The organism is Pontibacter burrus (genome assembly GCF_010686685.1).
Classification (GTDB): Bacteria; Bacteroidota; Bacteroidia; order Cytophagales; family Hymenobacteraceae; genus Pontibacter; species Pontibacter burrus.
In genome coordinates, this window is record NZ_JAAGWD010000004.1 from 397,551 (window position 1) to 411,577 (window position 14,027).

Annotated in this window: 11 protein-coding genes; 7 read left to right on the forward strand and 4 right to left on the reverse strand. The window is 46.7% G+C overall.

Annotated elements, in window-relative coordinates:
• Nucleotides 1-52: 52 nt before the first annotated feature.
• Complete coding sequence (locus GXP69_RS11280; protein ID WP_235925671.1) at nucleotides 53-3,004, reverse strand: glycoside hydrolase family 3 N-terminal domain-containing protein; 2,952 nt, start codon at nucleotides 3,002-3,004, stop codon at nucleotides 53-55.
• Nucleotides 3,005-3,428: 424 nt separating this feature from the next.
• Here GXP69_RS11280 and mutL point away from each other — a divergent pair, with 424 nt between their 5' ends.
• From mutL to GXP69_RS11295, 3 genes are all read left to right on the forward strand, one after another.
• On the forward strand, nucleotides 3,429-5,258 hold the full coding sequence (mutL, locus tag GXP69_RS11285; RefSeq protein ID WP_163915163.1) for a DNA mismatch repair endonuclease MutL: 1,830 nt from the start codon (nucleotides 3,429-3,431) through the stop codon (nucleotides 5,256-5,258).
• A gap of 120 nt (nucleotides 5,259-5,378) precedes the next feature.
• Nucleotides 5,379-6,137, forward strand: a complete 759-nt coding sequence (locus GXP69_RS11290) for a rhomboid family intramembrane serine protease (protein ID WP_235925673.1) — start codon at nucleotides 5,379-5,381, stop codon at nucleotides 6,135-6,137.
• A gap of 94 nt (nucleotides 6,138-6,231) precedes the next feature.
• Complete coding sequence (locus tag GXP69_RS11295; protein WP_163915165.1) at nucleotides 6,232-7,137, forward strand: rhomboid family protein; 906 nt, start codon at nucleotides 6,232-6,234, stop codon at nucleotides 7,135-7,137.
• Here GXP69_RS11295 and GXP69_RS11300 read toward each other — a convergent pair.
• The gene (locus GXP69_RS11300; protein WP_163915166.1) at nucleotides 7,121-7,525 is read right to left on the reverse strand and encodes a hypothetical protein; all 405 of its coding nucleotides are present in this window, start codon (nucleotides 7,523-7,525) and stop codon (nucleotides 7,121-7,123) included. The two genes, GXP69_RS11295 and GXP69_RS11300, sit on opposite strands and share 17 nt — an antisense overlap.
• Nucleotides 7,526-8,035: 510 nt before the next feature.
• Here GXP69_RS11300 and GXP69_RS11305 point away from each other — a divergent pair.
• On the forward strand, nucleotides 8,036-8,416 hold the full coding sequence (locus tag GXP69_RS11305; RefSeq protein WP_163915167.1) for a hypothetical protein: 381 nt from the start codon (nucleotides 8,036-8,038) through the stop codon (nucleotides 8,414-8,416).
• Between the two features lie 78 nt (nucleotides 8,417-8,494).
• Here GXP69_RS11305 and mdh read toward each other — a convergent pair whose 3' ends face one another.
• Both mdh and tilS read right to left on the reverse strand, forming a co-directional pair.
• Nucleotides 8,495-9,436 (reverse strand): malate dehydrogenase, encoded by a 942-nt coding sequence (gene mdh / locus GXP69_RS11310; RefSeq protein WP_163915168.1) that lies wholly within the window; start codon nucleotides 9,434-9,436, stop codon nucleotides 8,495-8,497.
• Nucleotides 9,437-9,599: 163 nt separating this feature from the next.
• Nucleotides 9,600-10,940 carry a tRNA lysidine(34) synthetase TilS gene (tilS, locus tag GXP69_RS11315; protein ID WP_163915169.1) on the reverse strand — a complete coding sequence of 447 codons (1,341 nt, stop codon included), beginning with the start codon at nucleotides 10,938-10,940 and terminating at the stop codon, nucleotides 9,600-9,602.
• Nucleotides 10,941-11,062: 122 nt separating this feature from the next.
• On the opposite strand from tilS, the gene GXP69_RS11320 reads away from it, so the two are divergent.
• The 3 genes from GXP69_RS11320 to GXP69_RS11330 all read left to right on the forward strand — a co-directional run bounded on the left by GXP69_RS11320 (nucleotide 11,063) and on the right by GXP69_RS11330 (nucleotide 14,021).
• Nucleotides 11,063-12,769, forward strand: a complete 1,707-nt coding sequence (locus GXP69_RS11320; RefSeq protein WP_163915170.1) for an OstA-like protein — start codon at nucleotides 11,063-11,065, stop codon at nucleotides 12,767-12,769.
• Between the two features lie 72 nt (nucleotides 12,770-12,841).
• Nucleotides 12,842-13,678 carry an outer membrane protein assembly factor BamD gene (locus GXP69_RS11325; RefSeq protein ID WP_163915171.1) on the forward strand — a complete coding sequence of 279 codons (837 nt, stop codon included), beginning with the start codon at nucleotides 12,842-12,844 and terminating at the stop codon, nucleotides 13,676-13,678.
• A gap of 13 nt (nucleotides 13,679-13,691) precedes the next feature.
• Nucleotides 13,692-14,021 carry a DNA-directed RNA polymerase subunit omega gene (locus tag GXP69_RS11330; RefSeq protein WP_163915172.1) on the forward strand — a complete coding sequence of 110 codons (330 nt, stop codon included), beginning with the start codon at nucleotides 13,692-13,694 and terminating at the stop codon, nucleotides 14,019-14,021.
• Nucleotides 14,022-14,027: the final 6 nt, after the last annotated feature.

The following is a 14,027-nucleotide window of genomic DNA, read 5'->3' on the forward strand; positions in this document are numbered from 1 at the left end:
CAACAAATGCAGCCAACTTTTGTTGCTGCATTTGCTAAAATATAGTTAAGATTTATGTTTTAGGAACAATAGCTTTATAAATCACATCGTGGATGCGGGTCCGGATGTTATATTTCACCAGTTTGGTGTTGCTTGCATCCGGGTAAACTCTGTTTGATAAGAAGATATAAATCAGTTTATTGTCAGGGTCAACCCATGCGCCGGTACCGGTAAAGCCGGTGTGGCCATAAGTGTTCAGCGATGCCATGTTAGAAGTTGGGCCGTTTCCGTCAGGCGATGGTTTGTCCCAACCCAGGCCGCGGCGACTGCTCTTATATTGCTTCTTGGCAAACTCAGTTACCACATCCGAATTAAAATACTTGTGGCCACCATAGTCGCCATGGTTCAGGTTCATCTGCAAAAGCTTGGCCAGGTCGTTAGCGTTAGAGAACAAGCCTGCATGGCCACCAACACCACCCAACATAGCAGCGCCCTGGTCGTGCACAGTACCCCAGATCAGCGATTTACGGAAATAGTTATCGTCTTCGGTAGGGGCAATAACCTCGCGTGGGTGCTTTAACAGTGGCGTGTAAGTCAGCGTGCTCATACCCAGCGGAGCATAAAAATTCTGCTCCAGAAATTCGTCAATCGGCTGGTTCAACATCTTTTCTGACATGCGCTTCAGGATGTAGAAACCAAGATCACTGTACTTGTACTCGTAGCTCTTCGCATCTTTTTTCTTAGCCAGTAACTTAGAGTTCACGGTCCAGGTCCACAACGAGTCTTCCATAGTTTTAATGGAATAGATGCCTGGTGTTACTTCGTTCGGGAACACATCAGTCTGTGTGCTGGCATAAAACACCTGGTTAAGGGTACGGTGGTCCATCGTTTTCTGCCAGTGCGGTAACGTAGCTTGCAAACCAGCCTGGTGCGTCAGGATATCGCGGAGAATAAGTCCTTCTTTATTGGTGCCTTTCAGTTCCGGTAAATAAGTCGAGATCTTTTCATCGAGGTTGATCTTGCCCTGATCTTTCAGGAACATAACAGCCTGCAAGGTAGCAGCCACTTTTGTAATGGAAGCTACATCATAAATTGTGTTGTTGGTAACCGGCTTTTTTTTGTCGTAAGTGTAATTGCCATATGATTTGTTAAAGATCACGGCGCCATCTTTCACCACTAAAACCTGTGCACCCGGTGTTGCTGCGTAAGCAATGGCTTCGAGGGCAATGTTATCGATCTGAGCCAGCACTTTAGAGTCCATTCCAACACTTTCAGGGGTGCCGTATTTTAAACGGTTCAGCGATGGTGTGTTGATGCCTGTACCCGATTTAAATTTAGCCGATGCTGTTACAGGCAACTTCCCTTTAGCTGCTCGTGCTCCGAACAGAGCCTGTGCCATCAGCGACTGCGAAACCGGGTTGTCTTCGTAGCCTACAGTCAGCCAGTCAGCGTTTTCGAAGTACTTTAAACTATAGGCATTGCCCATCACCGTAACGATGATCTTTTTATCGGTGCGGTCCTGTAGGTATTGTATAAAAGCGCGGGTACCAATGCCAATCCCGAAATCGCGGGCCGGGGTGCTGTTCATGTTGTGTATGCTCACAATTACCACATCATGGTTTTCCAGCTGCGGAATGATGTTGGTAAAAGCTGAATCAGGCGCAAAACGATCGGAGATAGAAAACTTTGCTACCGGTGCATAGTTGCTCAATACCTCCTGAAACTTATTGTTTGGTGCTACACCCACTGCTACTGAAGCAATACTTAAAGTATCCAGGTTACGGAATGGGATGAGGTTGTTCTTGTTCTGTACGACGGTAACAGCCTGCTCGTATAGTTGCTCCTGCACCACATTGCCCAGCGGACGCGCCATATCCTGTTTCAGGTTAGCTAATTGTACCGGTTTATAGTTGTTTAGGCCCACCCAATACTTGGCATGTAATATTTTACGTACACGCAGGTATAGTTCAGTTGTATCTATTTCGCCTGCATTAATAGCTTCTTTGATTTTGTTAACGGCTGTCTGCACATCTTCCGGGAAAAGTAATACGTCGTTACCAGCCATCAGGGCTTTCAGGTCTACTTCGCCAGGCTTGTAGTAATTGGCAACCCCTTTCATGTTCAGGGCATCCGTAAACACAAGACCCTTGTACTTCATTTTCTCCTTCAAAAGCCCGGTAACCAGTGGTTTAGAGAGGGTAGTAGCCAGGTTTTTAGTGCTGTCTATAGTTGGGAGGTAAAGGTGCGCCACCATAACGCCCATCACGCCTGCATCAAACGATTTTTTGAATGGGTAAAGCTCTACTTCAGTCAGGCGCTTGATGTCGTGCTTGATAACCGGCAACGCCAGGTGCGAGTCGGTATCTGTGTCGCCATGGCCCGGGAAGTGCTTGGCAACGGCAATTACGCCATGGTCCTGCAAGCCTTTTATATACGCTATACCACGTTTTGTCACCTCTTCCTTTGATTCGCCGAAAGAGCGATTCCCGATTACCGGGTTAGCAGCGTTGACATTTACATCCAGCACCGGCGAAAAACTTACGTTCACACCCAGGCGCTTCATTTTAAGGGCAATTTCGCGGCCCATCAGGTAAACGTATTTCTCGTCCTCCATGGCGCCCAGCGTCATCTGGCGGGCAAAGTGCGTGCTGCTGTCCAGGCGCATGCTCAGGCCCCACTCCGCATCCATGGCAATCAGCATTGGTACTTTGGCGCGGGCCTGCAGGCGGTTGTGCAGGCGTGCCTGGCGCTCAGGCCCCCCCTGCATAAACATGATGCCACCAATGCCATAGCGGCTTACAAGGGTATCCAGTTCGCGGAAATGTTTTTCGTCTTTGTTAGAATAAGCGGCCACCATAAACAGCTGGCCTAAGCGCTGGTCGGGCGTCATGGAGTTAAAGACGCTATCTACCCAGTTCTTCTCTTTTGTGCCCACCACAATTTCTTCTGACGGCGATAACGACATCAGAGGGCCCATCCCGAGAAAAATAAGTATAAGCAATCCTAAACTAAAACTCTTCAACATCCTGCGCTGGTATTATATATTGGAACAAGTCGAAATTAAGCCTATTTTTGCAAAAGGCGGTTAAGGAAACATGGATAGAACCCGGTTAATAAGGACTATCTCAGGAGGTTGCCCGTGAACCCGGACTTTGTTGTGACGAAGGCAAATCATTGCTAAAGCAAATTATTCAAGCAGGCTGCTGCTTTTGCTGTTAACGTCCCGAACTCCCATTCCGTACATGCTGATTTTGCAAATTTAAGGATACAACAGTTAGTCTTGTTTCAAGCTCCCGGCTGTCTTTTCTTAATCCGTCTGTAAATTAGTAATAAATTTTATTCAGAATAAGTTCTGTTTTTACAAATTAGTAAAAGTCAAAAATCCGGCCGCTTTTTACCAGCCCAGTTTTTTGGCCTAAATTTTAGATTTTAAATTAGCCAGACACCGGATGCCCGATATTATACATTTACTGCCAGACTACCTAGCAAACCAGATCGCTGCCGGTGAGGTAGTGCAAAGGCCTGCATCGGTGGTAAAGGAATTACTGGAGAATGCCATCGACGCGAAGGCTACCAGTGTGCAGCTGATCGTGAAGGAGGCAGGAAAGCAACTGATACAGGTAGTGGACAACGGAATAGGCATGAGCGAGACTGATGCCCGTATGTGTTTCGAGCGCCACGCCACATCCAAAATAAAAAGCACCGAGGACCTGTTTCGCATCCGTACGATGGGCTTTCGTGGCGAAGCTATGGCCTCAATTGCTGCAGTAGCACAGGTAGAGCTTAAAACCAGACCGCACAACGCCGAGGCAGGCACCAAACTTATAGTTGAAGGATCTGCTATAGTTGCCCAGGAGCCTGTCGTAACGCCTGCCGGTACCAGTATTGCTGTCAAGAACCTATTTTATAACGTGCCGGCCCGGCGCAATTTCCTGAAAACAAATGCGGTAGAGATGCGCCATATACTGGATGAATTCCAGCGTGTGGCCTTGGCTTACCCTGAGATTGCGTTCTCGCTGTATCACAACGATGTGGAAGTATTTAACCTGCACGCGTCAAAGCTCAGCCAGCGCATAATTGGCATTTTCGGCAACAACTATAAAGAGCAAATGGCCCTCTGCGACGAGGAGACACCGTTCCTGAGCGTACGGGGCTACATTGGTAAGCCTGAGTTTGCCAAAAAAACACGTGGCGAGCAGTTCTTTTTTGTGAACAATCGCTTTATAAAGAGCGGCTACCTCAACCACGCTGTCATGACGGCTTTCGAAGGCTTGTTGCCCAAAGAAAGTTATCCATTTTATGTGCTCTTTATTGATATCGAGCCAGATAAGATTGATATAAACGTTCACCCGACCAAAACCGAGATCAAGTTCGACGACGAGAAAACGGTGTATGCTATAGTTCATTCGGCTGTTCGAAAATCGTTGGGTGCGCACAACATTGCCCCTTCTTTAGATTTTGACGGGGATGTAAATTTTGCCCCGCTGCAGCCTATCCGCATTCAGAACAATGAGCAAGGTTTTGAACAGGAACGTACTACTTTTTCATCGTCAGGCTTTTCAGCACCGGCACCTAAGCGGGTAAGTTCGGCAGGATGGGAGCAACTATACGAACCACTGCGCAACCAGCCTACCGGCGAAGAGCGCATTTCGTCAGCTGCGAGCGTTAACCTGCTGGATGATGCCTTTGCTGCCGATACCAGCCCGGCTACTTCCAACAAAACGCTGCAGGTGCATCAGAAATATCTGCTGGTGCAGGTAAAGTCCGGCATTATGGTAATTGACCAGCAGGCGGCGCAGGAGCGCATACTGTATGAGAAATACATGACATCGCTGCAGAAAAAAGTAGTTACCTCGCAAACGCTGCTGTTCCCTCAAACTATAGAACTATCGCCTGCCGATGCCGCCCTTGTAAAAGAGCTGAAAGCGGAGTTTCTGGAGCTTGGTTTCCAGTTCGAGGATTTTGGCGGGAACACTATCATTTTGAATGCGATACCGGCTGATGTGCAGGCTGCAAACGAGAAAGAGTTGCTGGAAGAATTGGTAGAGCAATACAAAAACAACCTGGCCACGCTAAAGTTAGATACAAGAGAAAATCTGGCACGGGCCATTGCCAAGCGCTTGGCCGGTCGTTTGCAAACCCGTATGTCGGAACTGGAAATGAATTCGTTGGTAGATAAACTATTTGCCTGCGAAGTGCCAAACTATACACCAGGCGGCCTGAAAACACTTGTAATTATGGAGCTGAGCCAGTTACACGATCTGTTTCAGAAAAATTAATCTGCAGCTTATAGGTTGCTGTTATCCAAACATAGTATCAAACCAGGTATAAATGTGGGGCTGTTTACGTAAGCAGCTTTTATACTTCAAAAGATATAACGCATGTTCAATATAACACCCATGGTCAGGAATCTCCTGGTCATCAACATAGTGGTTTTTATACTTCAGGGTAATTTCTTTGATGCCCGGCAGTTCGCGCTCTACCACTTCGGTTCCGACTACTTTAACCCAACGCAGTTCCTGACACACATGTTTTTGCATGGAGATTGGATGCACCTGTTCAGTAACATGTTCAGCTTGTTCATCTTTGGTCCGTTGCTGGAGCGTTTCTGGGGTTCACAGCGTTTCCTGGCATTTTACCTGATTACCGGGCTTGGCGCAAGCGTGCTATACTCCGGCGTGCGTGCTTACGAGCTGCACGAACTGCGCCAGGAAACTATAGCCTACATCGAAAATCCTAGCCCTGTGGCCTTTAACAACTACATGGACGATCATGTAAAAGAGGGCTCTGGCCGCGAAATGGCCATAGCCATGCGAAACAACCCCGATGTGCCGCAATATGTGGAGCAAAGCAAAGCAATCGTGCGCAATGTTTTTGATACTATTTTTAATAGCCCAATGCTAGGGGCCTCAGGAGCAGTTTTCGGTATTCTGATGGCTTTTGGCATGCTGTTCCCGAACCTGGAGCTGATGCTACTCTTTCTGCCCATACCTATAAAAGCGAAGTATTTTGTTTTCCTATATGGCGCTTATGAGTTATATGCTGGCTTTAACCGTGTTGCCGGCGACAACGTGGCCCACTTTGCACACCTTGGAGGGATGCTGTTTGCGTATATACTCATCAGGATGTGGGGACGAAACGATTACCGTGAGTATTAAGTATAGAATCCTGCGACACGATCAATACCTGATAGGTTTACTTTGCGGAGATAGCATCCGTATCACCTAAGTCGCTTTCAGAGGACCTGATTACATGAGTATACTTCAAGATATAAAAGACACTTTCCAGCAACCAAACAACACGCTCAAAAAGCTGATCCTGATCAATGTGATCGTGTTCGTGGTGCTGATCGTGTTGCGTTTATTGCTGTATTATACAGTAGGCGAGGCCGGTTTTCAATACCTGATGAGCTTTATTGAGCTGCATTCCAGCCCATCTGTATTGCTCACACGCCCCTGGACGCTGATTACCTATTTTTTCACGCATCAGGGTTTTCTGCATATTATCTTTAATATGCTTAACCTATACTGGTTCGGGCAGTTGGTGCGCGAGTACCTTGGTGATAAAAAACTGCTGAGTCTGTATGTACTTGGTGGTATTGCGGGAGGTATACTGTATCTGCTTACCTACAACTTTATACCTTATTTTGAAGACAGGGCAGCCAATTCCGTAATGATTGGGGCATCGGCGAGTGTGCTGGCTATAGTTGTAGCGGCTGCTACGCTGTTGCCAAACTATACCTTTAACCTTATCCTGATAGGGCCGGTTCGCATTAAGTATATCGCTTTATTTCTTGTTATTCTTTCCATTTCTGGTGCCGTTGGCGATAACGCTGGTGGTAATATTGCTCACCTAGGCGGCGCATTAATTGGCTGGGTGTTTATAAAGCAGTTGCAACGCGGCAGCGATCTGGGCCGACCCCTCCATGCCATCTTTGATTTCTTCACCGGCCTGTTCCATCGCAGACCAAAACTAAAAGTAACACACCGGAGCAATACTGCTTTTAAAGGTAAATCAAACGGTAGTGCTACAAGCTCTGTAGGTAAACCCAGCCAGAAAGAGATCGATCTTATCTTGGATAAGATTTCCAGTTCTGGTTACGAAAGCCTTTCTAAAGAAGAAAAACAGAAGTTGTTTCAGGCTAGTCAGAAAGAGTAGGGTTTTTCGTATCGAGTGTAGCCGAGTAATATGTTACAACTATAGTTTCTATCAGGTCATCCTGAGCGAAGCTGAAGGATCTTAGATGTCCTTTAATTCGCCAATCTGTCATTTCGAATATTGTGAGAAATCTGTTGCCAACTATAGTTGAAGCTATAGTTCTATATCTACCTATAGTTGCCACTTGCCCCAAGCAGTTTGTGCTATAGTTACCAATTATCCTGGGAGCTCTACCAGCCTGCAGTTTCATCTCTTGCTTTGGTGCGCTCACGGCCGCGAGGCCCCGTCTTCGGGCATCGCGCTGCTGCCTTCTTGCTATCCTCCTGCGTCGGATTGCCTGACGGCCCCGCAACAAGTCAAAGGCGCTCAACCCAAAGACTGTGATCAATCGATAGCTAAACTATAGTTTTTGAACTGCTATAGTTGCTTGGCTTTTCCGTGGTGGTAGTTCCTTGGGCCAGGCTGCGCCTACCTGCTCGTAGTCTGTAACTATAGAACTATGGCTCAGATCAGCAATAGCAGAAATTGTCCCCTTGAGGGGACTACAGGGGTGTTAAGGCCATAACTATAGAACTATAATCAAACTATAGGAAAGGTAGAAGAAATTCCCCGCCTTAGACTACCGAGAAGCGACTTCGAAGGTAGCTAGCGTAGCTCTGAGGGGATAAAGGGGGGATCTAAAACTATAGCTGAGCTATTAGGAAGTAAAATAGACCTTCCTGAGGTGATAGTGCCAAATAGCAGCAACTATAAAACTATAGCCACAACTATAGCAAAAGTTCTAATCCTGAATATCCTTTAATTCTGTAAATCCTGATTCAGACTAAATCTTCATAGTTTTAGCTTTTAAAGCATTTTATCTCTACCTTCTATTCCATTTCAAACCCCAACATTTTCTATGAAACACTTCCCCTCTTGCCTGGCTCTGGTGCTGGCGCTTATCTCTGGTAATGCAGTTGCGCAATCTGTTCCAACTCAGCCAGTAGAAACAAAAAACACAGTAGTTAAGAAGCCATTTATGGTGCTTTTGACGAATGGGGCTACCTATAAATTATCAGAAACGGCTATAAAAGAGATAAACCCAGACTGGATAAATGAAGTGCAGGTTGTTAAAGAAATGGAAGGAGGCGAAAACCTGAGCGAGGAATTTAAGGATGGAATCGTGATTCTTACATTCAAAAAGAATGTTGAAGCTGCGGACCGGTATGCAGAGAGAGTAGCTCAACAGAATGAGAAAGTAACTATTCCTGTACCTGCGGCTATTCGAATTAAAGAATAAAGCTCCACAACTATAGAAACCAAAATGGCCGCTCCATTACTGAAGCGGCCCTTTCTTTATCAATAAGTACTTTTATGCTTAAGCTTTGGCAGCGTTGATGTTATCCAGCGCGTCCATTACTTCTTTCACGTGACCACGGGAAGTCTCCAGCAGTTGCTTTTCGTCTTCGTTCAGGTCAAGCGCGATGATGCGTTCGATACCGTTTTTGCCCAGGATAACTGGTACACCCAGGTAAACGCCATCAATGCCGTACTCACCTTCTAAACGAACGCAAACCGGGAATACACGACGCTGGTCACGAACGATAGCCTCTACCATCTGCGCAGCTGCTGAACCCGGTGCATACCAGGCAGAAGTGCCCATCAGTTTCACAAGCTCGCCACCACCATTCTTGGTGCGCTCAACTATAGCATTCAGTGTTTCTTCATCGATAAGCTCTGTTACCGGGATACCACCTACTGTAGTGTAACGCGGAAGTGGAACCATAGTATCGCCGTGGCCACCCATCAATACCGCCTGGATGTCTTTTGGAGATACGTTCAAAGCCTCAGCCAGGAATGCTCTGTAACGGGCCGTATCCAGGATACCAGCCATACCCATAACGCGTGTGCGTGGCAGCTTAGAAGTAATGTGTGCCGCGTAAGTCATCACGTCAAGTGGGTTAGAAACCACGATGATGATGGCATCAGGAGAATGCTTTACAATGTTTTCTGTTACTGATGTTACGATGCCTGCATTTGTAGAAATCAGGTCGTCGCGGGTCATGCCTGGCTTACGTGGCAAACCAGATGTGATAACCACTACATCAGAACCAGCAGTTTTGCTGTAATCGTTCGTTACGCCAACAGTGCGTGTGTCGTAAAGGTTGATAGGGGCTTTCTGCCAGATATCAAGCGCTTTGCCCTCAGCAAAACCTTCTTTAATATCCACTAAAACTACTTCGTTCGCGATTTCGCGGTAAGCCAAAACATCAGCGCAGGTTGCACCAACGTTACCAGCTCCAACTACAGTTACTTTCATTATCGGATATACTTTATGTTAGTTTGAGAATTCGGTTAACTCCTGTAAAATTAGAAAAATCTATTATTAAAACCGTTGGTTTTGGACAAAAGACTGCCAGACAAAGGACAAAAGATTATTTATAGATAATTTAGTCCTTTGTCTTTTGTCAAATCGTCCTTTGTCAAGAAACCGAAGGCTTTGCCTGCAGGCTTATTTCCACCACCTTTTGCGTCTTATCTGTCACTTTAAAGCGGTTATCGAGGCGCTGATTAACGATCCAGACTATAGATTGGTCAGATACCAGTACTAAGGTTTGGGGTTTTAGGTTGGCCGGTACTTTTTTATCGATCAGGAAATCGCTGATCTTTTTCTTGCCGTTCATACCTAGGGGTACAAACCAGTCTCCCTCCTGCCAACTACGCAGCTTCAGCGGAAACTTTAGTTGTTCTGCATCTAAGGCGGCCACATGGGGTTTGGTATTCAGCTTATAGTTGGCAGCATCTGCATACTTAATACTAAAAGTAAAATTGCCGGCTTCTATAGTTGTATCTCCTTCGTTTATAACAACACTGCCAAAGTTGCTCAGGTTTTTAGGTGTGATGACCAGTTGGTCGCGGTCTTTTACCAATGTGTGCGTAGGCGAATCAAACTGCTTACCCGATATGCCTTCCAATGCATCAACCAGTTCCAGCACCACACTATAGCTATAGTTGAACGGGCGCAGCAGCTCATGCAGCACCACGGGCAAACCGGTGGCATTCTGTAATGGCACCAGCGAAATATAGGTGGCATCTTCAGCTTCTTTAACACTCTGCTCACGCAGGTTTTCGATGTAGGCAGCAACTATAGTTTCGGCATGGCTTACGCGCTCAGCAGTTTGCTGCATGGTCTCTTCCAGGCTCGGGTTTATCTCCTTCAGCACCGGAATTACTTCGTGGCGGATCTTATTACGCTGATACTTGGTGGTTTCGTTGGAACTGTCTTCGCGCCAGATGAGTCTCTTTTCGGTTACAAGGTCATAAATCTCGTCTTTTGTAACAGAAAGCATGGGCCGGATAATATGGCCGTTTTTAGCCGGAATGCCGTGCAGGCCTGCAATGCCCGTACCCTTTGTAAGATGCAGCAATATAGTTTCGGTGAGGTCGTTGCTATGGTGTGCAGTGGCAATGTAGTCGTAACCTTCCTGCTCCCTGACCTGTTCAAACCACTGGTAGCGCAGGGTACGGGCAGCCATTTGTATCGAAAGTTTTTCCTGTTCGGCAAAAGCGCGGGTGTTAAAATTTTCGGTAAAAAACGGCACCTCGTACTTTTTAGCCAGCTTTTTCGCGAACAGCTGATCGGCTTCGGCATCTTCGGCGCGCAGGCCAAAGTTACAGTGTGCTATGGCAAACGTATACTTTAACTGGTGCAGCACTTCGCATAAAACGATAGAGTCGATGCCACCGCTTACGGCCGCTAAAATTTTGCTCTCTGGCTGGCAGAGGTTATGTGCTTGTATAAAACCTGAAACTTTCTGTAGCATAGGGCAGCGGCTGGTAAATTTTTTCTAATTTTGAAGTATATAATAGACAAAAGACTGTTAGACGATGGACAAAAGAAAAGTCCTTTGTCATAAACGTCCTTAATCCTTTGTCAGGGAATTAAATGAAGTATACAAAATTACTGTTTTCTATTGTCTTTACACTGTTATCGGTGGTGGTTTTCGGGCAGAACAGTCAGCTACGGCAGGCCCCGCAAACACAACGCCAGCAGCAGCAACCAGCCAGACAGCAGCCTGCACAGCAGCAACAGTCGGGCAGGGTAGAGCTGATCGGAGCCGACAGCCTGGTAGGTACAACTATAAATGGACGCAGGGTAGATAAGCTTATTGGCAATGTGCGTTTCAAACAGCGTGAAACTTACTTGTATGCCGATTCTGTGTATCAGTATAGTGGCAACTCACAGGTGCTGGATGCTTTCGGTAATGTACGCATGGTACAGGGCGATTCTGTAACGATAACCGGAGACAAGGCAAACTATGACGGCCTGAGACGTACCGCCCGTATGACTGGCAATGTAGTGATGCGCGACCCACGCATGACCCTGACCACACCAAGCCTGGACTATAACCTGACAAACAGAACTGCTGTGTACACAGAAGGTGGTGTGCTCGTTGATCCTGAGAACCGCCTGGAAAGCCGCCGTGGTACTTACAACACTGTTACCAAAGAACTCAACTTTCAGCAGAATGTAAAAGTAACCACCGCAGACTATAACATTACCGCTGAAAATATGCGTTATAATACCCAGAGCAAGATTGTGTACTTCCTGGGGCCAACGGTAATTAAAGGGCAGCGCGGCGATCTTTATGCCGAAGAAGGCAACTATAACACACTTACAAAGGTCTCGAACTTTGGCAGAAATGCGTATATCCTGACGCCTGAGTATAGATTGGGTGGCGACGAACTATACTATGACCAAAGCACAGGCTATGGCATTGCCCGTAAAAATGTAACACTCAGGTCGTTGAAGGACGATGTGACGATAAGAGGGCAACTGGGACGCTACTGGCGTGAACAGGGGGTAGCAAAAGTTTCGGGCAGCCCGGTTATGGAAAGCGTGATGGACGCTGACACCTTGTACCTGTCAGCAGATTCGCTCATCTCGCGCGAGGCGAAAGGGCCGAACGGCAAAAGCATGCTGTTTGCCTTTAACAACGTGAAGATCTTCAAAAACGACCTGCAGGGCAAATGCGACTCACTGAGCTTTAACCGTACCGATTCGGTGATGCACATGAACGTGAAGCCTGTGCTCTGGAGCGAAAACAACCAGTTGGTGGCAGATACTATTCACATGCACCTGCGCAACCGCAACATAGAGCGCATGTATATGTACGGCAACGCCTTTATGTCATCAGAAGACACCCTGAAAAACCACAATCAGGTAAAAGGCCGGAACATGGTTGCCTTTTTTGCCAACGGCGACCTGAAACGCGTGAATGTGAATGGGAACGGCGAGAGTATTTATTTCGCACTGGAAGGCGATACAACCCTGACCGGCATGAACAGAACTATTTGCAGCAACATGATTTTATTGTTTGCAGAAAATAAACTGAACAGGATCTCGTTTCTGGTAAACCCGGATGCCAGTTTTATACCGCCGCATGAATTACAGCCAGCCGAAAAGCAACTGGATGGCTTTGTGTGGCTGGAAGACCAGCGGCCAACACGACCTGATGTTTTTGCCCGGCGTGCTCCGGTAGCACCAAAGCCACAGGTTAAACCTGCCAACACTACCAAAAAGAATCAGAAAAACACGCCTGCCAGGCAGCGAAGAGATACGAAGCAGGGGGCAACGCTGCGTAAGCAATAGCATTTTTTTGTGCGCTCAGGTTACAAAGGTTTAGTTGTAAATCAGAATGATATTGTATAATTTTGCCCGTTCATGAAGAAAAGACTCTCCCATATCGTTGTGCTTCTGGCCCTGTTGCTGACAGCCGCAGGTTGCAGTAATTATCAGAAGCTCTTAAAAAGCAACGATGTACAGAAAAAGTATGCGGCTGCGGTTGAGTACTATAACAAAGGCGATTACTACCGTGCCGGCGAGTTGCTGGATGCTGTAACTCCTTTGCTGACAGGTACTGAACAGGCTGAAGATGCGCTTTATTACCAGGCCAGTGCCAACTATGAGATGGGTAACTACCTGCTGAGCGAAGCATATTTCCGTAACTTTTATACTACTTACGGCCGAAGCGATAAAGCTGAAAGCGCCATGTTTATGCAAGTGAAATCCCTGTATAACCAGTCGCCGAAGTTTGAGCAGGACCAGGCAAGCACGTATACTGCCATAGATGCGGTAACAGAATTTATGCAGCGCTACCCGCAGAGCGAGCACCTGGAAGAAGCAACCCAGATACTGGACGATCTGAATACAAAGCTCGACAGAAAAGCATTTGACAGCGCTTACCTGTACTATAAGATCCGGTACTATAAAGCGGCTGTAGTAGCCCTTGGCGGTTTCCAGAGAGAACATCCTTCTTCGCCTTATGCCGAGCAGGCCGCTTACCTTAAAATTGAGTCGCAGTACGAATATGCAAAGGAAAGCGTGCCGAATAAGCAGGAAGAACGCTTTTACGAAGTGGTAGATTTTTACCAGGCCTTCGTAGATCAGTATCCTGAAAGCGAGTATACGCGTAGTGTCAACCAAATCTACGACAACACACTGGCTGAGCTAGAGCGGATCAAAAATCAAAAGAATCAAAGAAATCAAGCAAATTCATAAGTATAAACTATATATGGCAGCAGTTCCATCATCAATCGTAACACGCAACATGGCCGATTTTGCTGAGCAGACCGGCAACATGTACATGTCTGTGGCAGTTATCTCTAAAAGAGCCAACCAGATCTCTGTGAAGCTGAAAGAAGAGCTGAACTCTAAACTGGCTGAGTTTGCTACAACAGTAGATAACCTGGAAGAGGTGTTCGAGAACCGCGAGCAGATCGAAATCTCTAAATATTATGAGCGCATGCCAAAACCTACCAGCCTTGCTATCGAGGAGTTTCTGGAAGGCAAAGTATATGTGCGCAACCCGGAAGAAGAATCGTCTGAGGAGGAAACGCTGTAATTGCAG

Excerpts from the sequence above, each read along its gene's own strand:
- GXP69_RS11280 (WP_235925671.1), bottom strand. The coding sequence starts at position 3,004 with ATGTTGAAGAGTTTTAGTTTAGGATTGCTTATACTTATTTTTCTCGGG.
- mutL (WP_163915163.1), top strand. The coding sequence starts at position 3,429 with ATGCCCGATATTATACATTTACTGCCAGACTACCTAGCAAACCAGATC.
- tilS (WP_163915169.1), bottom strand. The coding sequence starts at position 10,940 with ATGCTACAGAAAGTTTCAGGTTTTATACAAGCACATAACCTCTGCCAG.
- GXP69_RS11320 (WP_163915170.1), top strand. The coding sequence starts at position 11,063 with ATGAAGTATACAAAATTACTGTTTTCTATTGTCTTTACACTGTTATCG.
- mdh (WP_163915168.1), bottom strand. The coding sequence starts at position 9,436 with ATGAAAGTAACTGTAGTTGGAGCTGGTAACGTTGGTGCAACCTGCGCT.
- GXP69_RS11330 (WP_163915172.1), top strand. The coding sequence starts at position 13,692 with ATGGCAGCAGTTCCATCATCAATCGTAACACGCAACATGGCCGATTTT.
- GXP69_RS11305 (WP_163915167.1), top strand. The coding sequence starts at position 8,036 with ATGAAACACTTCCCCTCTTGCCTGGCTCTGGTGCTGGCGCTTATCTCT.
- GXP69_RS11295 (WP_163915165.1), top strand. The coding sequence starts at position 6,232 with ATGAGTATACTTCAAGATATAAAAGACACTTTCCAGCAACCAAACAAC.
- GXP69_RS11290 (WP_235925673.1), top strand. The coding sequence starts at position 5,379 with ATGGTCAGGAATCTCCTGGTCATCAACATAGTGGTTTTTATACTTCAG.
- GXP69_RS11325 (WP_163915171.1), top strand. The coding sequence starts at position 12,842 with ATGAAGAAAAGACTCTCCCATATCGTTGTGCTTCTGGCCCTGTTGCTG.